This window comes from Promicromonospora sp. NPDC023987, from assembly GCF_040639055.1.
Lineage (GTDB): Bacteria > Actinomycetota > Actinomycetes > Actinomycetales > Cellulomonadaceae > Promicromonospora.
In genome coordinates, this window is the sequence record NZ_JBEZZF010000025.1 from 34,425 (window position 1) to 52,677 (window position 18,253).

Annotated in this window: 19 protein-coding genes; 13 read left to right on the top strand and 6 right to left on the bottom strand. The window is 69.5% G+C overall.

Features of this window, described 5'->3' with window-relative positions; all coding sequences use genetic code 11:
* Positions 1–39 precede the first annotated feature (39 nt).
* Complete coding sequence (locus AB0F40_RS13360) at positions 40–582, bottom strand: NUDIX domain-containing protein (protein ID WP_357467808.1); 543 nt, start codon at positions 580–582, stop codon at positions 40–42.
* Between the two features lie 137 nt (positions 583–719).
* On the opposite strand from AB0F40_RS13360, the gene AB0F40_RS13365 reads away from it, so the two are divergent.
* Positions 720–1,661 (top strand): NADP-dependent oxidoreductase, encoded by a 942-nt coding sequence (locus AB0F40_RS13365; RefSeq protein ID WP_357467811.1) that lies wholly within the window; start codon positions 720–722, stop codon positions 1,659–1,661.
* Here AB0F40_RS13365 and hrpB read toward each other — a convergent pair.
* On the bottom strand, positions 1,645–4,170 hold the full coding sequence (gene hrpB, locus AB0F40_RS13370; RefSeq protein ID WP_357467814.1) for an ATP-dependent helicase HrpB: 2,526 nt from the start codon (positions 4,168–4,170) through the stop codon (positions 1,645–1,647). The genes AB0F40_RS13365 and hrpB overlap by 17 nt on opposite strands.
* 89 nt (positions 4,171–4,259) lie before the next feature.
* Positions 4,260–4,838: a helix-turn-helix transcriptional regulator gene (locus tag AB0F40_RS13375; RefSeq protein WP_357467817.1), complete on the bottom strand. Its 579-nt coding sequence runs from the start codon at positions 4,836–4,838 to the stop codon at positions 4,260–4,262.
* 218 nt (positions 4,839–5,056) lie between these two features.
* Between AB0F40_RS13375 and AB0F40_RS13380 the strand changes: the two genes are divergently transcribed.
* The 7 genes from AB0F40_RS13380 (at position 5,057) to AB0F40_RS13410 (ending at position 11,189) form a co-directional block, all read left to right on the top strand.
* Positions 5,057–6,370 carry an MFS transporter gene (locus AB0F40_RS13380; protein ID WP_357467819.1) on the top strand — a complete coding sequence of 438 codons (1,314 nt, stop codon included), beginning with the start codon at positions 5,057–5,059 and terminating at the stop codon, positions 6,368–6,370.
* A 61-nt stretch (positions 6,371–6,431) separates the two neighbouring features.
* Positions 6,432–7,223, top strand: a complete 792-nt coding sequence (locus AB0F40_RS13385) for a DUF1684 domain-containing protein (RefSeq protein ID WP_357467822.1) — start codon at positions 6,432–6,434, stop codon at positions 7,221–7,223.
* Between the two features lie 9 nt (positions 7,224–7,232).
* The gene (trxB, locus tag AB0F40_RS13390; protein WP_357467825.1) at positions 7,233–8,204 is read left to right on the top strand and encodes a thioredoxin-disulfide reductase; all 972 of its coding nucleotides are present in this window, start codon (positions 7,233–7,235) and stop codon (positions 8,202–8,204) included.
* Between the two features lie 23 nt (positions 8,205–8,227).
* On the top strand, positions 8,228–8,560 hold the full coding sequence (trxA, locus tag AB0F40_RS13395; RefSeq protein WP_357467829.1) for a thioredoxin: 333 nt from the start codon (positions 8,228–8,230) through the stop codon (positions 8,558–8,560).
* A 216-nt stretch (positions 8,561–8,776) separates the two neighbouring features.
* Complete coding sequence (locus AB0F40_RS13400) at positions 8,777–9,643, top strand: hypothetical protein (protein ID WP_357467831.1); 867 nt, start codon at positions 8,777–8,779, stop codon at positions 9,641–9,643.
* Entirely contained in the window at positions 9,640–10,341 is a 702-nt protein-coding gene (locus AB0F40_RS13405; protein WP_357467832.1) for a hypothetical protein, read from the top strand. The genes AB0F40_RS13400 and AB0F40_RS13405 overlap by 4 nt, the downstream gene beginning before the upstream one ends.
* Before the next feature lie 74 nt (positions 10,342–10,415).
* Positions 10,416–11,189 carry a class I SAM-dependent methyltransferase gene (locus AB0F40_RS13410; protein ID WP_357467834.1) on the top strand — a complete coding sequence of 258 codons (774 nt, stop codon included), beginning with the start codon at positions 10,416–10,418 and terminating at the stop codon, positions 11,187–11,189.
* Between the two features lie 27 nt (positions 11,190–11,216).
* Here the strand turns inward: AB0F40_RS13410 and AB0F40_RS13415 are convergent, their stop codons facing one another.
* Together AB0F40_RS13415 and AB0F40_RS13420 are read right to left on the bottom strand one after the other, a co-directional pair.
* Positions 11,217–11,885, bottom strand: a complete 669-nt coding sequence (locus tag AB0F40_RS13415) for a response regulator transcription factor (protein ID WP_357467837.1) — start codon at positions 11,883–11,885, stop codon at positions 11,217–11,219.
* A complete protein-coding gene (locus tag AB0F40_RS13420) occupies positions 11,867–13,003 on the bottom strand; it encodes a histidine kinase (protein ID WP_357467838.1) in 1,137 nt (378 codons plus the stop codon). Before AB0F40_RS13420 ends, AB0F40_RS13415 begins: the two co-directional genes overlap by 19 nt.
* 162 nt (positions 13,004–13,165) lie before the next feature.
* On the opposite strand from AB0F40_RS13420, the gene AB0F40_RS13425 reads away from it, so the two are divergent.
* From AB0F40_RS13425 to AB0F40_RS13435, 3 genes are read left to right on the top strand one after another with little or no spacing between them, the layout of a single operon-like run.
* Complete coding sequence (locus AB0F40_RS13425; RefSeq protein WP_357467841.1) at positions 13,166–13,873, top strand: ATP-binding cassette domain-containing protein; 708 nt, start codon at positions 13,166–13,168, stop codon at positions 13,871–13,873.
* Positions 13,870–14,664 carry a hypothetical protein gene (locus AB0F40_RS13430; protein WP_357467843.1) on the top strand — a complete coding sequence of 265 codons (795 nt, stop codon included), beginning with the start codon at positions 13,870–13,872 and terminating at the stop codon, positions 14,662–14,664. The genes AB0F40_RS13425 and AB0F40_RS13430 overlap by 4 nt, the downstream gene beginning before the upstream one ends.
* Positions 14,661–15,260 (top strand): hypothetical protein, encoded by a 600-nt coding sequence (locus tag AB0F40_RS13435; protein ID WP_357467846.1) that lies wholly within the window; start codon positions 14,661–14,663, stop codon positions 15,258–15,260. The genes AB0F40_RS13430 and AB0F40_RS13435 overlap by 4 nt, the downstream gene beginning before the upstream one ends.
* A 105-nt stretch (positions 15,261–15,365) precedes the next feature.
* Here the strand turns inward: AB0F40_RS13435 and AB0F40_RS13440 are convergent, their stop codons facing one another.
* Complete coding sequence (locus tag AB0F40_RS13440; RefSeq protein ID WP_357467848.1) at positions 15,366–16,010, bottom strand: hypothetical protein; 645 nt, start codon at positions 16,008–16,010, stop codon at positions 15,366–15,368.
* A 605-nt stretch (positions 16,011–16,615) separates the two neighbouring features.
* On the opposite strand from AB0F40_RS13440, the gene AB0F40_RS13445 reads away from it, so the two are divergent.
* Positions 16,616–16,807 carry a hypothetical protein gene (locus AB0F40_RS13445; RefSeq protein WP_357467851.1) on the top strand — a complete coding sequence of 64 codons (192 nt, stop codon included), beginning with the start codon at positions 16,616–16,618 and terminating at the stop codon, positions 16,805–16,807.
* 329 nt (positions 16,808–17,136) lie between these two features.
* Positions 17,137–17,907, top strand: coding sequence for a hypothetical protein (locus AB0F40_RS13450; protein ID WP_357467854.1), 771 nt, complete (start codon positions 17,137–17,139; stop codon positions 17,905–17,907).
* The last annotated feature ends 346 nt before the right edge of the window (positions 17,908–18,253 follow it).

Genomic DNA, 18,253 nt, shown 5'->3' on the forward strand with positions numbered 1-18,253 from the left:
ACGCGACGGGCTGTCCCGCGGAAGGACGTGCGCTTGCCTTCAGTCGTCGAACTGCTCGCCCAGGTGCCGGATCTGCCCGTCCCATCCCGCCACGAGGTGGTCGACGACGTCCGGCAGCTCGGGCGGGAACACCTCCAGCGGCTGCGCGCGGAGCTCCGCCGCCGACAGCCAGGCCATCTCGTCGAGCAGCTCGCGCTCGGCATCGGTCCAGCCGTCGGCGTTCACCTCGAGCGCGTCTTCGACCCGCACGAGGTAGAACACCTCGTACTGGCGGCACGTCTCCGCGAAGAAGTCGAAGATGCCCGTGCGCGTGAGCACGGGCCCCACCAGATCGTCGGGCGCCAGGACGATCCCAGCCTCCTCGCGGGTCTCGCGGAGCGCGGCCTGCTCCGCGGTCTCCCCCGGGTCGATGCCGCCACCCACCGTGAACCACCAGGAGCGTTCGGGCTGGTTCACGTCGTGCCCGCGCATCACGAGCGCGCGACCGGCGTCGTTCACCAGGATGACGCGGGCCGCCGAGCGCTCGCGGACGCCGTCCGGGGCCGGGACCCAGTCGTCGCCAAGGGCCGAGGTGATGGACATGCGGGCCAGGATATCCGCTCCCGGTTCGGTCATGATGGGCGCACATGATGGGCGCTCCGAACCGTCGCGGACGCAGAGGACGCCGTCAAGGAGATCCCTCGTCCGCGTGACGAGACCATCGAACAGGAGAACACCGGATGAAGGCCGTCACCGTCACCGACCCCGACGCAGGCACCGCTGGGATGCGGCTGACCGAGGTGCCCGAGCCGACCGCGTCGGAGAACGACGTCGTCGTCCGGGTACACGCGTCCGGCTTCACGCCGGGCGAGCTGACCTGGCCCGGCACGTGGACCGACCGGGCCGGCCACGACCGCACCCCGAGCATCCCCGGCCACGAGCTGGCCGGCGTGGTCGCCGAACTCGGGTACGGGACCACCGGGCTCGGCGTCGGACAGCGCGTTTTCGGTCTCGCCGACTGGACCCGGAACGGCACTCTCGCTGAGTACGTGGCGGTCGAGGCCCGCAACCTCGCGCCGTTGCCGGCCGACATCGACTTCGTCAGGGCAGCCGCTCTGCCCATCTCCGGTCTCACGGCATGGCAGGGCCTGTTCGAGCACGGACGCCTCGGGGCGGGTCAGAGCGTACTGGTGCACGGTGCGGCCGGTGGCGTCGGATCGGTCGTCACCCAGCTCGCCCGCGAGGCAGGTGCGTACGTGATCGGCACGGGCCGCACGGCGGACCGCGCGGCCGCGATCGAGTTCGGCGTGAACGACTTCGTCGACCTCGGCAACGATGACCTCGGTGCCGTGGGACAGGTGCACCTCGTCTTCGACGTCATCGGCGGCCGGATCGGCGATCGCTCGACGGACCTCGTCCGGCCGGGAGGCACCCTCGTCACGATCGCCGAGCCCCCGGCGCGGCAGCCGGACGACGGACGCTCCATCTTCTTCGTCGTCGAAGCCAGCCGCCGTCAGCTCACCGAGATCGCCCAGCGTGTCCGTGACGGTCGGCTGCGGACACGCGTCGCGGCCGTGCGGCCGCTCTCGGAGGCGGTCGACGCGTTCAACCCGACCGAACGGGTGGCCGGCAAGACCATCATCACCGTCGGGGAGGCAGCCCGGCTCACTGGCGAGGTTTGACCCGTCTGGTCGGGACGGCGGTGAGCGGGTCTTCCGGCCACGGGTGGCGCGGGTAGCGGGCTCGCAGGTCGGCTCGGACCTGCGGGTAGCCCTGCTTCCAGAACGAGGCGAGATCGCTCGTGATCGCGACAGGGCGCCGTGCGGGTGACAGCAGGTGCAGGACGACCGGTACCCGACCGTCCGCGACGGCCGGAGCGGCGGTCCAGCCGAAGACCTCCTGCAGCTTCACCGCGAGAACCGGCGGTTCGACGCCGTCGTACGCGAGCCGGACCTCGGAACCCGACGGCACCCGGAGCCGTTCCGGTGCGAGCTCGCCGAACCGGGTAGCCGCGGGCCACGGCAGCAGCAGCCGGAGCGCCGAGGCCACGTCGATGCGGGCAAGATCGCGCGCGCTCCGCACCGAGGCGAGCTCCGTACCCAGCCATGCGTCGAGATCGGCCAGCAGCCCCTCGTCGTCGACCGCGGGCCAGGGGGCGCCCAGGTGGGCATGGCAGAACGCGAGCCGCTCCCGCAGGGCGAGCGCGGCCTCCGACCAGCGCAGCACGGACAGGCCGCTGCGGCGGATGCCGTCGCGGACGGCCGCCTGGACGAGCAGTGGGTCTGGCTTCGCCAGCGGGACGTCGCCCAGCACGATCGCGCCGAGTGCCTCGACGCGCCGCGTCACGATCCGGCCGTCGTCCCAGCGGATCTGGTCCGTGGTCGAGAGGAGGTCGCCCGCGATGTCCCGTGCGGTCTGCTCGTCGATCGGCGCCGCCGAACGGATCCTGGCGTCGGCGCGACCGGGTGCCCTGTCGGCGACCGCGACCGCCAGCCAGGTCGTGGTCCGCAACGGCGACTGCGGATCCAGCGCGGCACCCGTGCCACCGGACATCTGGTAGGTCGCCGAGTCGGTCCCCCGGGCCCGGGCGATCCGATCGGGATATGCCAGTCCCACGACGATCCCCACCGCGAGATCATCGGGTACTCCGCGTGTCCCCCGACCAGCCTGCCCGTCCGACGGGTCGCCGGCCGTGGTGCCTCGGCCGAGGCGCTTTGCCTCTTCTCGCCAGCGGACCGTGGCTCCGCGGTCCTCGCCGCGGCGCAGGGCCCGCCAGCGGGCCGGTAGATCGTCGCCGAAGCTACGGCCGGAGTCGTCCGAGAGCATCGCGACGATCTCGCGCGCCCGGTCGGCGCCGACCCGCGGCGTCCCGTCCAGCAGCGCACGAGCCAGGCGAGGATGCGCCCCGATCGCCGTCATCCGCCGGCCCCGCCCGGTGATCCGGCCGTCGTCGTCAGTGGCATCGATACGGCGCAGCAGCTCGGTGGCCGCGGTCATCGCCGGCGCCGGCGGCGCGTCGAGCAAGGTCAGACCGGCACCAGCGGGCGCACCCCACGCCGCGAGGTCGAGGGCGAAGGCCGCCAGGTCGGCGATCGCGATCTCCGGCGCCGCATGATCGTCGAGACGCGCGTGGTCGGTCGCTGACCAGCACCGATAGACCCGGCCGGGCGCCTCCCGCCCGGCGCGACCCGCTCGCTGGTCGGCCGACGACTTCGAGACCCGGCAGGTGACCAGCGCACCGAGGCCACGGGACTGATCGGTCCGCGGCTCGCGGGCAAGACCCGCGTCGACCACGACCCTGACGCCCGGCACGGTCAGCGAGCTCTCCGCGACCGATGTCGTCACCACTATCCGACGGGTGGCGGACGGCGCCAGGGCACGGTCCTGCTCAGCCCGCGACTGACGGCCGAACAACGGCCACACGTTCTGATCGGCCAACCGGCGGGTCACCCCGTTGATCTCCCCCTCCCCCGGGACGAACACGAGGATGTCGCCTTCGTTCTCGGTCACTGCACGCCGGACGACGGCGGCGACGTGGTCCAGCAGGCGCGGGTCTACTCGCCCACCGGGCAGCAGCGGCACGGGGACCGGCGGCGGGGTCCACTCGACCGCAACGTCGAACAGTGCGGCGGACGCGGTGATCACGGGCGCCGGGACGTCGGTGCCCAGTGCACGGCTCAGCCGGACCGTGTCCGCCGTGGCCGAGGTCGCGACGATCGCCAGGTCTTCCCGGAGGTTCGCCCGGATGTCGACGCAGAGCGCGAGCAGCAGGTCGGCGTCGAGGTGCCGCTCGTGGCACTCGTCGATCACGATCGCGGCGACCCCCGGCAGCTCCGGATCCCGCTGCAGACGCCGCACGAGGAGCCCCGTCGTCACCACCTCGACACGGAGTCCCTTGCCGCCGCTGCGTTCACCGCGCATCGCGTAGCCGATCCGCTGCCCGAGCGGTTCGCCGACCAGCATCGCCAGCCGGGTCGCGGCCGCGCGGGTCGCCATCCTGCGCGGCTCGGCGACGAGGATCGTGCCCTCGAGCGCGTCGCCCAGCGCGAGCGGCAGCAGCGAGGTCTTCCCCGATCCGGGTGGCGCGACCAGCACCGCCGTACCGCGTGACCGCACCGCGTCGACCGTGGCAGGCAGAACCGCCCGGACCGGCAGATCCGCCCCGGGCACCGACGACTCAGGCAGCAGCACGCCCCGACATTAACCGACCGCCACCGCAGAACCCCTCACCCACCAGCGAGCGAGTTCACCCAAGCCACCGAACATCGCCTTGCGGGTGATCAGCTGCCTGTGCGCAGGTGGGTGCGTTGGCCCTGCTGTCCGAAGAGGATGAGCAGTTCGAGGGGGCGCGGCCCGGTGTTGGCGATCGCGTGCGGGGTACGGGTGTCGAACTCGGCGGCCTCGCCGGCACTCATCTCGAAGTCCTTGTCTGCCAGCGCGAGCCGCAGCGTCCCGCTGAGGACGTAGATCCACTCGTGCCCCTCGTGGACCTGCTGGTCGAGCTTCTCCGGGACGGACGGCTGAGCCGGGATCACCTGCTTGAACGCGTTGAGGCCACCCGCATCGCGAGACAAGGTGACCCACACCACGCCCTTGCGGGTAACCGGCCGCGGGTGGATGCGGGGGTCGCCGGTCGCCGGCGCGCCGACCAGGTCGTCCAAGGGCATCCGGTATGCCCGGGCGAGGGGAAGCAGCACTTCGAGCGTCGGACGGCGCTGCCCGGACTCGATCCTGGAGAGGGTGCTCACCGACATGCCCGTCAGCTCGGCAACCTCACTCAGCGTGGACCGCCGCTGCTTGCGGATGGCGCGCAGGCGCGGTCCGACGGCATCCAGGACTACATCGAGGTCATCGGCCATGGGCCCATCGTGACACGCAGGTGTTTGCGGTTCTGGCAAATCCGGGATCGATCCTGGCAACCACCGGTTAAGACTCATCGACGCCAGGCACGAGCCCGGCGCCTGTGAGAAGAGAAAGGGCCGGAATGTCCACCCCTGTAGTCAGCGAGGTGGATCGCCCCAGAGCCGGGCGATCACGATTCCCCTACGCACCCGTCATAGTGCTCACCCTCATGCAGGTGACGCTCGTGATCGACAACAGCGTCGTGAACGTCGCACTGCCCGAGATCCAGAACGCACTCAACTTCTCCACGGCCGGGTTGTCGTGGGTAGTCACGTCCTACGCGCTGGTCTTCGGCGGGCTGGTGCTCGTGAGCGGACGGATCGGATCGATCATCGGTCCGCGGCGAGCGCTCCTGATCGGTATAGCGATCTTCATCGCAGCCTCTGCCCTGGGCGGTCTGGCCGTCACACCGGAGATGCTGATCGCGGCGCGCGTCCTGCAGGGCGTCGGCGCAGTTCTCGCGGCGCCCAGCACGCTGGTGCTGCTGATGGCGATCACCGAGCCGGGAGTACAACGTGCCCGGGCGATGTCGCTGTTCGTGCTGTCGATCGGGCTGGGCGCCGGGCTCGGCCTGTTCCTGGGCGGCGCACTGACGTCCGCCTTGGGCTGGGAGTGGGTGATGTTCGTCAACGTGCCGATCGGCGCGCTGGTGTTCCTCGGCGTCCGGGCACTGATCACCGAGACGGAGCGGCACTCCGGGCGGCTCGACCTCGGCGGGGCCGCGGCCTCCACCATCGGGATGTCGGCTCTGGTCTACGGCCTGACGGCGGCGGCCGAGCAGGGCTGGGGCAGCACGACGGTGATCGGGTCGTTCGTGCTGGCGGCCGTCGGTCTGGTGGCGCTCGCCCTGATCGAGCGGCGCCACTCCGCGCCGGTCGTCCCGCCCGCGTTCTTCACGCGGATGTCCAGTGCCGCCCCGCTGCTGGCGATGATGATGATCCCCGCCGGTCAGTTCGGGTTCCTCTACTTCGCGGCCCTCTACACCCAGGGCGTTCTGGGGTTCAGCCCGCTGCAGACCGGTCTGTCCGTGCTTCCCTTCACGGCCGGCATGCTGACCACGAACTTCACCGTCAGCCGGCTCGTGACCCGTTACGGGGAGCGTGCGGTCGGTTCGGTCGGCATGGTCGGTCTCCTGATCGGTCTGGTGTGGATGTCACGCCTGACGCCCGACAGTGGCTACCTCGACGGGCTTCTCGGCCCGTTCCTGCTGCTGGGTCTGGGTGCCGGCCTCACTGTCGCACCGCTCACCGCGGTGATCATGCACAACGCACCGCGCGAGCACGTGGGCGCCGCCTCGAGCCTGAACCAGGCGATGCAACAGCTGGGCGGGGCCGTGGGCCTCGCGGTGCTGTCGACGGTCTTCGCCAACACCGCGGCCACTGCCGGCGCAGCGACGGGCATCTCTACCGCACTCACCGTCGCCATCGTCTTCCCCCTCGCCGGCCTGCTGCTGTTCGCGGTCTGGGCGCGGCGCGTCAACGTCCCCTGAACACCTCACGGTGCTCGAACCAACGATCCGAACCCTTGGAGAACAACCCATGGAGAACAAGATGACGAACCCCTCTTCCGAGACCTACCGAACCGAGTGGCAGGCCTGGCGGTCCGGCTGGGAGCAGTGGCTCGCCGCGCCCAACGGCTGGCTGTCCGCCGTGGCCGTGAACTGGCTCGACAGCACCCCGCAGCGGTTCGACGGCACCCCAGGCCTGTGGTGGCAGGACGGCGACACCCTCATGGTCGACCCCGACGGCACCACGATGTCGTTCGACGGGACCGAGTTCAGCCAGACCCGCGCTCTGCGGCTGGCCCAAGGGCCGGACGACCAGCGGGTGAGCGCAGGCGACCTCGAGATCGGGATCACCTACCGCGAGGGCTACCACATCAACACCTACGACCCGGGCGCCCAGGCGCTGAAGACGTTCGACGGAGTGCCGACGTTCGAGCCGAACCCCGACTGGATCATCACGGGCCGGTTCGAGGCGTTCGACGCCGACAAGACACTCGCCCTGGGGACGGTCGGCTGGCGCGAGCACAGCTACCTCTCACCCGGCGTGGTGCACTTCGAGCACGACGGCACCCCGTACGAGCTGCAGGTCATCGTCGGAGGCGGCCACCGCACCTCGGTCTTCGCCGACGCGACCAGCGGCGACACGACCTACCCTGCGGGCCGGTCCCTCAACATCTCGGAACCGGCCGACGACGGCACCGTCACGCTCGACTTCAACCGCGCGCTGAACCTGCCGTGCGCGTTCAGCGACTACTTCCCGATCTGCCCCACCCCGCCGTCGGGCAACCGCTACCCGTTCCGGATCGAGGCGGGCGAGAAGACGCCCGCGAAGAAGTAGGGAGCACTCATGACAGAACCACGTGACGTCATCATCATCGGCTCCGGCCCGACCGGGTACACGGCAGCCATCTACGCGGCGCGCGCAGCTCTGCGGCCGCTGGTCTTCGAAGGTTCGGTCACCGCTGGCGGAGCACTGATCAACACCACCGAGGTCGAGAACTTCCCCGGGTTCCGCGACGGCGTCATGGGCCCGGATCTCATGGCCGACATGCGCGCACAGGCCGAGCGCTTCGGCGCAGAGCTCGTCACGGACGACGTCGTCGACGTCGACCTCGACGGCGACGTCAAGACCGTCCGGACGGCCACGGCCAGCTACACGGCGCGCACGGTCATCCTCGCCACCGGCTCGGCCTACAAGAAGCTCGGCCTCCCTCGAGAGGAGGAGCTCTCCGGCCGCGGCATCTCCTGGTGCGCGACCTGCGACGGCTTCTTCTTCCGGGACAAGGTGATCGCCGTGGTCGGCGGTGGGGACTCCGCCATCGAGGAGGCCACCTTCCTGACGCGGTTCGGGCGGAAGGTCTACCTCCTGCACCGCCGCGACCGGCTCCGCGCATCGAAGATCATGCAGGAGCGGGCCATGGCCGACCCCAAGCTCGAGATCGTCTGGAACGTCGAGATCGACGAGATCCTCGGCGAGAACGCCGTCGAAGGTGTCGTGCTGCGGGACACCGTCACCGCCGAGACCCGGCAGCTCGACGTCTCCGGCTTGTTCATCGCGATCGGCCACGAGCCCCGCTCGGACCTCTTCCAAGGCCAGGTCGACATCGACGAGAGCGGCTACGTACGCGTAGCCCACCCCACGACCGCGACCAGCCGCGAGGGCGTCTTCGCCGCAGGTGACCTGGTCGACCACCGATACCGCCAGGCGATCACCGCCGCCGGCACGGGAGCGGCCGCCGCGCTGGACACCGAGCGGCACCTCGCGGCGCTGGGCACCCAGACACGCGGCGACCAGGTACTCACTTCAGCGACGGTCTAACCACGAGAGCAAGGAGAACGACGATGAGCACAGTCAAGACCACCGACGACACCTTCCGGTCCGAGGTACTCGAGTCGAAGATCCCGGTCCTGGTGGACTTCTGGGCGACCTGGTGCGGGCCGTGCCGCATGGTCGCGCCGATCCTGGAAGAGCTGGCCGAGGAATATGCGGGCCGGATCAAGATCGCCAAGGTCGACGCGGACTCGAACCCCGCTTCGACCGCGGCCTACGGCATCGTGTCCATCCCCACGCTCAACGTCTACAAAGACGGGAAGGTCGTCACGGCACTGGTAGGCGCACGGCCCAAGCGCGCGATCGCCGAGGAGATCGAGAAGATCCTGAACGCCGATTCCTGATCCCTACGCATCCGGCGGTGGAACGTCACCACCCACGACAGACGGAGAGGCTCCGCGGACACGATGTCCGCGGAGCCTCTCCGTCGGGCGCACCGCTCGACAGAGAGATCCGCCCCCGGCACCGACGATTCAGGCAGCAACACGCCCAGACATCAACCGACCACCGCAGAATCCCTCACCCATCTCCAAGCGATCCTCCTGCAAGAATGCGTTCCCGTGAACCATCTGCTGGACCTCGGGTCCCGGAAGTTCTGGCGACTGGTCGGCAAGCCTGTCGACCTCGCCACCGACCACTCCTGGTTGCGCGCCCCGACGAGTCGCTCCTCGACCGTCGGGGACGGCTGGCTCGCCGCTGAGGCCGCGCGTCACGGTGGCTCGGTCGACGACGATGCCGCGACCGCGGATCCGTCAGCGGGTCCCGCACCCGGCCTGCTTCCGACGATGACGATCCTCGACGGTCCCGGTTTCGACGCTTCCCGGCTGGATCCGCGGGTCCGCGACTTCTACGAGCACACCGCCGCCTGGCACATGGAGGTGTGGACGGGATGGTCGCCGCTGTTCTGGCCGGCCGGTGAGCTGATCGCGCGCGTGTTCGGCCGCCGGGTGGAGCAGCTGTCCCTCCCGATGCGCCCGCTCGACGTCGCGCACGGGATGGACAGCCGGGTCCGCGTGATCCGCGACCGGGACGGCCAGCAGGTGGGTGCCGCCTGGCTGCGGACGCTCCGGCCGTCGGGCCGCTACGTGTTCAGCGGCTGCTACTCGGCACGTCGGCTCCCCGGCGCTGAGCGGCCGAGCGTCCACGTCGCGTTCCCGCTCGAGTCCGGCAACGTCCAGGTGTTCCTGCGCCCGGTCATCAGCGACGAGGGCGGGCTCGTCCTGGAGTCGCCCCCCGGACGGTTCGGGCAGGACGGCGCGTACGTCGTCGTCCACGACGGCGGACGGGACTTCGCGGCGCGCGTCCCGCTCCACGAGACCTTCCGGCTGTACTGCGACCCGTACGGGGTGCTCCGCACCGACCACGAGCTGCGGATGCGGCGCACCTGGATGATGCGTCTGCACTACAAGATGGAGCACGCCCGATGACGATCCACACCTTTCACCTCGCCGAGCTGCCGGCCGCCGTGACCGCACGCGCGCTGCTGCGACCGCCGTCGGGCACCACGATGCCTGGACTGGACCACGCCGAGTGCCTGGCGCTCATGCGCCTTGGCGCACCCGCCGCCTCGCTGGACCGGCTGCAGCTGCGACGGATCGCCGTGTTCGCACAGTGGCGCGACGAGGAAGCCGTGGACCGCTTCCTGTCCGACGACGTCCTCGGCCGCCACCTCGCGACCGGCTGGCACGTCCGCCTGGAGTACCTGCGCCGCTGGTCCCGGCTGGCGGCCCTGCCCGGTCTGCCGGCCCGGTCGGGCGACTGGGATCAGGACGAACCCGTGGTCGCGGTGACCGTCGCGCGGATGCGTCTGCCCGAGGTGCCCCGGTTCCTGCGGTGGGGCAGACCCGTCGAACGCCAGGTGCGCGACCATCCCGGCACGACGCTCGCCCTGGCCGCCTTCCGGCCGCCGCGCACGATCTCCACGTTCTCCGTGTGGCGCACCGTGCGGGAGATGGAGGAGATGGTGCACGGCCGCTCCGGCGGTCACGCGGACCGACGGCACGCGGACGCCATGATCGAACGTCGGCGCCGGGACTTCCACCACGAGTTCGCGACGTTCCGCTTCCGCCCGCACGCGGAGCACGGCACCTGGGAGGGGCGGACCGGGATCGTCCCGCGGAGCTGATCAGGCCACGAATGACGGCCGAAGAGAACGAAAAAGGAGCGGTTCCGGGGGGCGATGGTCCGTAGGGTCTCGGCATGAGTCGTCGACGACAGCCCTCGAACCAGAGTGAGGCGTTCTACGCGCACGCGAGGCTGTACGACCTGATGTTCCCGGGTGGCGGGCCCGCGGTCGACTTCTACCGGGCCGACGCCGACCGCCAGGGCGGGCGCGTGCTGGAGCTGGGGTGCGGCACCGGGAACAAGCTGATCCCCATCGCGTCCGGCGGGCAGCCGTGCGTCGGCCTGGACCTCTCGGCGGACATGCTGGCCGAGGGCCGGCGTAAGGCGAGCGAGCGCGGCGTCGCGGTGGAGTGGCTCCAGGGCGACATGCGGGCCTTCGACCTTGACCGCACCTTCGACTACGTGTTCATCACTGCCAATTCTCTGCTGCACCTGCATGAGGTCGAGGATCTGGTGAGCTGCTTCCGATCGGTTCGACGGCACCTGGCACCGGGAGGGAGGTTCGTCTTCGACGTGTTCAACCCGAGCGTGCGCCTGCTTGTCGAAGCCGATGGCGTGCGACGAACCCGCGACTCGTTGTCGTTCGTGGACCCTGACCGTGGCGACGTCAGCGTCGACGTCGCTGAGACCTACGATGCGGCCGCGCAGGTCACGCGTGGGACGTGGTACCTCTCGGCCGGCGCCGAGCCCGACTTCGTCGTCGCACCGCTCGAGATCAGGAGCATCTTCCCGCAAGAGCTGCCGCTGCTCCTCTCGCTCGGGGGCCTTCAGCTCGTCGAGCGCTTCGGCGACTGGTCGGGTCTCCCGTTCGCCGCCGACGCACCCCGTCAGCTCTGCGTCTGCGCGTGATCCGTCACCAGCCGCGCTCGGCGCGGTTCAGAGCAGGCCGGCGTCGCGTATCCGCAGTGCGATGGTCACGCGGTTGTCGGTCTCGAGCTTGAGGAAGATGCGGGTCACCGTCGCCTTGACGGTGGCGACGCTGATGAACAGCCGCGCGGCGATCTCGGCGTTGCTGGCACCGCGGGAGACCTCCATGGCGACGTCGAGCTCGCGCGGCGTCAGGACGTCGAGCCCGGCGCGCGCGCTCTCTCGCTTCGCGCCGTCGGCCGTGCCTGCGGTCGCCGCCGTGATCACCTGACGGGCGACGGTCGGCGACATGACGGGCTCGCCGTCGGACACGGACCGGATGGCCGCGATCACCTTGTCGGGTGCGGCGTCCTTCAGGATGTAACCCGAGACGCCGGCGGCGAGCGCACGCAGCACCAGGTCGTCCACGTGGAACGTGGTCAGCATGATGATCGCGGGCGGGTCGGGCCGCCGGAGCAGGGCTTCTGCGGTCGTGACGCCGTCCTGGGTAGGCATGCGGACGTCCATGAGCACCACGTCGGGGACGAGGTCCCGGGTCGCGATCTCGGCCTCGATCCCGTCGGCGGCCTCGCCGACGATCTCGATATCGCGCTCACCGCCGAGGATCAGGCTGAGGCCGCGGCGTACGAGCGGGTCGTCGTCGACGAGCAGGAGGCGGATCACGGGGTCACGCTCCATGGCAGAGAGGCCTCCACGACGAACCGGTCGCCGTCGTTGTGATGAGTCAGGGTGCCGCCGAGCAGGGCCGCTCGCTCGCCGAGCCCGATGAGTCCTAGCCCGTCGGAGGATACGGGGGCCTCACCCGGGGAGCCCGCCACGTTCGTCACGCGGACCTCGACGGAGGTCCCGGACGCACCACTCAGCTCGACGGTGACGGGTGCGCCCGGCGCGTGCTTGCGTGCGTTGGTCAGCGCCTCCTGCACGATGCGATAGACGTGCCTGCCCACCTGCGGGGGTAGCTGCTCGACGTGCTCGAGTGTCGCGCGGTACCCGACGCGCTGACCCGCCTCCCGCACCTCGGCGACGAGGGCGGCCAGATCGTCGAAGGAGGGCTGCGGACCACCCAGCGGGTCCTCCTCGCGCAGCGAGCCGAGCGTGACGCGCAGCTCCTCGAGCGAGGCATGCGCGTTGTCCCGGATGACCGCCGCCGCCTGGCGGACCTCGTCGGCGGTCAGATCGATACGGTGCGCGAGCGCGCCGGCGTGCAGCGACAGGATCGACAGCCGGTGGGCGAGCACGTCGTGCATCTCGCGCGCGATACTCGCCCGCTCCCCCGCGCGTGCACGCTCCAGCCCGTCGCGTCGCTCAGCCTCGCGCCGCCGTTCCTCCGACAGCGCGAGGTCCCGCGTGCTCCGCAGGTACAGGCCGAAGCCGACCAGGCACGCGATCGTCACGGCGCCGCCGATCGCGGCCACCAGGGTGGCCTCCCCCCATTCCCATCCGTCGTCGACGAAGGAGGTGCTGACGAACGCGAGCCACTGCACCGCGCAAGCCACGGCGGTACGCCGGACGTCGCGGTGGGTGGCGAGCGACACGAGAGCGACGGACGCGGCACCCGTTGCCGAGCCCGACCAGGCAGTGAGCAGGGCGGTCACGACCGCGATGGTGAACGGCAGCCGTCGGCGCCAGCGCAGCAGGATCAGACCGACCACTCCGAGGGCCAGGTCGAGCACGCCCATCGGCCACTCGGCGATGCCCTGCGCGACGATGAACACCCAGCCGAGCCCGATCATCACCAGGGGTACCGACGCGATGGCGTAGCGCAGCAGCTCCTGCCGGCCGGTGAGGGGTCTCATCGCGACCGATCGTAGGCAGCCGGTGGTGACGGTGCCCAGCGACCTCGGGCTACGGGCCGATAGACCGACGTCGACGATCCGACCGGCTCGGAGGAGACCTGCGCCTCCCGGCATGGCCCAGGGTCCGTAGCACCCGCGACCTGCGGCGGGTGGACTGGGCTCATGATCACATTCGACCACGTCACCAAGCGCTACGGCGCGACGCTCGCGCTCGACGACGTCTCGTTCGAGGTACCGGCGAGCTCGATCACGGGCTTCCTCGGGCCCAACGGTGCGGGCAAGACCACCGCGATGCGGATCCTCCTGGGCCACACCCGGGCGTCGGGCCGAGCGACGATCGACGGGCGGCAGTACACGGAGATCAGCAACCCCGCCGGAACCGTGGGTGCCCTCCTCGACGCGCAGGCGGTCCACCCCGGCCGCACCGGCGCCGAGACGCTGGCCATCGCCGCGGCGATGATCGGTGTCAACCGGCGACGCATCGGGGAGGTCCTCGACCTCGTCGGCCTCTCCGTCGCGGAGAGCCGGCGCACGGTCAAGGGCTACTCGCTCGGTATGCGCCAGCGCCTCGGGATAGCCCAGGCCCTCCTGGGCGCGCCGAGAGCGCTCGTGCTCGACGAACCGGCGAACGGCCTCGACCCGCAGGGCATCCGGGCCATCCGCGATCTGCTGCGTGCCGTCGCGGACGACGGGTGCGCTGTGCTCCTGAGCTCCCACCTGCTGCACGAGGTGGCGCAGCTCGCCGACCGCGTCGTCATCATCGGCCGCGGCCGCATCCTCGACGACACCCCGATCGACCACAACGCGGCGCAAGACCTGGAGAGCCATTACTTCACCCTCACCTCCACAGACGATCGGAGTGCAGCATGAGCAGCACGACCCTGCCCCAGAGCACCGACCTACGCGCCGCGGAAGGTCCCTCACTCACCGTCCCCTTCACGCGCCTGGTCACCGTGGAGATCCGCAAGCTCGCCGACACCCGGACAGCGCTCGTACTCCTGACGCTGCTCGTGCTCAGCGCCATCGGGGCGATGATCGTCAACGCCCGCTACTTCACCCAGGGCGTCCAGGACGTCCAGGACGTCGCCACCAGCTCAGCGCCCATCCTCGGTCTGTTCCTTCCGGTCCTCGGGATCGTCTCGGTGACGAGCGAGTGGAGCAAACGCACCACGCTCACGACCTTCGCCCTCGAACCGCGCCGCTGGCGCGTGCTCGTCGCCAAGGCGGTCGCCGGAACCGTGGCGGCGGTCGCCACCAGCGCCCTGATGATCGCGGTCGCCTACCCGACGACCGCCGTCGTGGCCGCCGTCCGCGGAGTGGAAGCGCACTTCGCTCTCGACCCGGTGGCGCTCGCCGGCTGGACGGCCACCAACGTCCTGTTCACCCTGTGCGGCATCGCGCTGGGCTCGATGCTGCTCAACGCAGCGGCATCGATCGTCGTCTACTTCGTGGCCTCGATCGCCTGGGGGTTCATCGGGCTGACCGGCGACCTCGGCAGCACGCTCGCGGGCTGGCTCGACCTGAACGTCACGGCCGTCCCGCTGGCCGACGGCGAGATGAGCGCCGATGCGATAGGCCCGCTCCTCGCCTCGATCGGCCTGTGGGTCGCGACGCCCTTCCTCCTCGGCGTCCTTCGCGTGAGCCGGATGGAGCTTCGATGACCGACCCGGACGAGGTGACCACGACCAGCTCCGCCGTCCAGCACCTGCCTCGCTTCTTCGTCAAGCAGCACTTCACCGTGCTGGTCAACCGCTACACGATCGTCGAGGCGCTCGACGACGGCTCGGAGGGACGGTTCCTCGCGTTCGCTCAGCAGAAGCGGCTCGCGATGCGCGAGAGGGTGACCTTCTACGAGGACGAGGCGAGGACCCGGCCGCTGTTCGGCTTCCGCGCACGGCAGGTGATGGATGTCGCGGCAGCCTACGACGTGACCACCGCGGACGGGTCCACGATCGGATCCTTCGAGAAGGACTTCGCAGCCAGCCTGCTGCGCTCCAGCTTTCACCTGCGAGCTCCGGGGCTGGAGGCCTACGGCCAGGAGCGCAGCATGCTCGTCGCCGTCCTGCGCCGCGTGGCCGAGCTCCCGCTGCCCGTCCACTTCACGTTCGGTGACACCGTGACGGGCGCGCCCGTCCTGACCAGCGAACGGCAGCTCAGCCTGCGCGACCGGTACACCGTCGAGGTGCCGGACGACCGGGTGGACTTCCGGCTCGCCGCCGCGGTCGCCGTCGGCGTCGACGCACTGCTCGGGCGGTGAGGGCCGATGTAGGAAGTCCCTCGAGTTGTCGGTTGGGCCGTCCGCGGGCGCCTCTTTACCTGCGGACAGCTCAGTCGGCGGTCGGACAGCCGCGCTGGTCAGCCCCTACAGCTCGGCTTCTTTCTCCGCGCGCTGCTCGGCCCGGTTCCGGATCACGGTGATCCCGGCTACCGCAGCGATGAAGCCTCCCACCGAGGAAGCGACGGCGATCCACAGCGGTTGGCCGTTCGAGGCCCACCCGACGAGCCCACCGACCACCACCGCGCCGAGGAGGAACAGGGCGAACATTCGGCCGAACTCGTTCCAGATGAAGCTGAAGAACCCGGGAACGTCTGAGCCTTCGGTCGGCCATGACTGGTCCTCGTTGTCGGCCCACCGGTCCGAGCCGATGTGCCGCCCGGACGTTGTCTCACGCTGAGCGGCAATGTGCTGATCGATGAGCTTGGTGATTGGCGTCGATGTGGCCAGCGACGCCGCCTGGTCAAGGAGAAGCGCGACCCGCTTGTCGACGTGGTGTGCCGCGGCGTAGGTCATCGCACAGGCATCGACCACCCGCGCGACCTCGTCACGGCACGTGCGGGTCGCGTCTTCCTGCCCTGGCATCTCCGACAACGCATGGAGTGATTCACGCGTGGCGGCGAGGAGCTTCCGGGCGGCGATGATCCCCTCCACCTTCGCATCGACCTCTTGTGCCACCGCGCACGCCGAACGCACCCGATCGATCTCAAGTGCAGCCCTGTCGGAGTTCATCAAATCCGTGCCTCTCCTGCCAGATCCGGACCGGACAACGGGTTCCCTCGCTACTCGCAACCGGACGATAGGGCCAGCGGCCCGGGACCGGTCTCGGACTGCCGCCGATAACCGCCGGCGTTAGCACCACGGTCCCAGGCCTCGTGTAGGAATTCCCTCGAGTTGTCCCTTGGGCGGTGTAGTTGTCACCCAGGAGCTTGCCGGTAGGCCGCTGGTGGCCCAGCTCTGGTAGGCCTGGTGCAGCAGAGCGTGCATAGAAGTTGTCCGTTCCCTCGATCATGGGCGGTCCTTCTCACGTGGTCGGGAGGGCCGGTGAGATCCCAAGGTGTTCCTGGGCTTGGCGGCACAGGTCCTGTCCGAGAGGTGTGAGCGGTCCGACGGGACGGGCTCCGGCGCGGCGGTGGGGACGCATCGACAATGACAAGGGGCTACGAAGGTGAGAACCACGAGCGTTAATACCAACGCCGTTCGGCTAGTCCGGTCGATCATCGGGGCGCGTCTTCGGTACCTTCACAGTCGGCGAGCTGACCTATGCCGCCCGCCTCGTGGCGGCAGGCGAGGTTACAACGGGACCGGTCCCGACCGGGGCTGAGTACGCTCCGCCCATGGCCGATGTGGAGCAGGGTACGAATTCTAGGCAGGTCAAACGCTTGCTTGGAAATCCCGATAAAACGCTGATCGACAAGGAGTACCGCGGCATGTACTCGGGTGGTGTCGTTAATCTCGGGCGCCCGCGTTTGAGTGAGCTGCGTCTTGCTGTTCAGGCGACAGCGTCGGGTCCCCGTTTGGATCTTTGAGGACACTCCGCAGGCCGGGCTGAAGACCGTTGTCCGCTTCAGGCAAGGGCAAGTCGCCATCGTGGACATCGTCCCCTTGTGAGGGCCCACTACGCTCAACGCCGTTCGGTTAGCTGCAACGCACCGCGCCAAGACACGCGGCGCAGACGGCCGATCACGACCCGTCACCATCACCATCACCATCTTGACATCAACCGACGACGGCTAACCCGAACTGCGCTGCGGCTAGCCTGCGTCCGCAGGCACCACAGACGCAAAGCACCACCCGAACCTGCGGAGGTAGCGTGCCGGTACGACGACTCGCATCCCTGACGGCCACCGTCGCCGTCATGGGCTCAATGATCCTCACCGTCTCGGCATGCGGCGAGTACCCGACCGATTCGACGGCCGTACCAACAGCCGAGCTGCAGGAACTGCTCGAGGCGGACCGCGAGTGGTTCGGCCACGTCCGAGTGCGCCTCAAGGACGCTGCTGAGAATCTCCCGGCAGAGATCCCCGCAGGGGCGAAATGCTCCACCGAGCCAGAACCGAAGCTTGAGATTCCGGCGTTCTACCCCGAGGACGAGACGAACACCGAGATCGTCTCACTCATGGAGGCACTCGACCCGGAAGCAGCCCTTGATTTCGATTCCGAGGACCCGGACGGGCGAGATTTCCTGGTCGGCGACGGAAACCTGCTGCGCCAGTTCTGGGGAACAGGACCGCGCGCCGATCCGACCCCGACCCTCGATCCGGAGTACGGGGCAGACTTCGGCGACTACAAGAAGTCGTCCGATCTCGCCCGCCGTGTGCAATACGTAGTGGTGGTTCGCCCGATCAAATACTGGCCGGACGGGCGCCCGACCCCCGAGACCTCAGTGCGGCCACAACACTGGGCAGACCTGGACGCTCATGTCTTCGTGATCGACGCCGCCGACGGAAGCCTTATATGCACCGCCAAAGTCAGCGCGGGCGATGACAATCCAGTTGTCGGTTGGCAGGAGCCGGGCGACCGCGAAAGTCAGATTGCCAGCCTGATTCACCGTCGTCTCGTCAGGGATCTTGCTTATCAGATCAGCGAGGCGTTCGGCGCGAAACGGGTGAAGTACGATGACGAGTAGCGGTTTCTCACCCGGAGGGTTATTCGATTACCCCCACCAGGTGGCGCCTGCCTGAGGTCGGACCGACCTGATCGGCTTCAGTACGTTCATCGAGACCCATGGCGACCGGATCTCACTCCCGTCGCTCGCTGCGCATCCTCGCCGAGAGTGACAAGTAAAACCCCGGTCGATGGACAACTTGGTGACAACTACACCGCTCCAGGTGACATCTTCGATGGATCCCTACACCTCAGGTCCCCCGTACGGGGTACGGAGAGTGTCCACACCAAGGGGATTCGTGACGCCGCGGTCATCCATAGGTTCTCTGGTAGCGGCGTCAGCGCGTCGTGACACACCGAGAACTGGA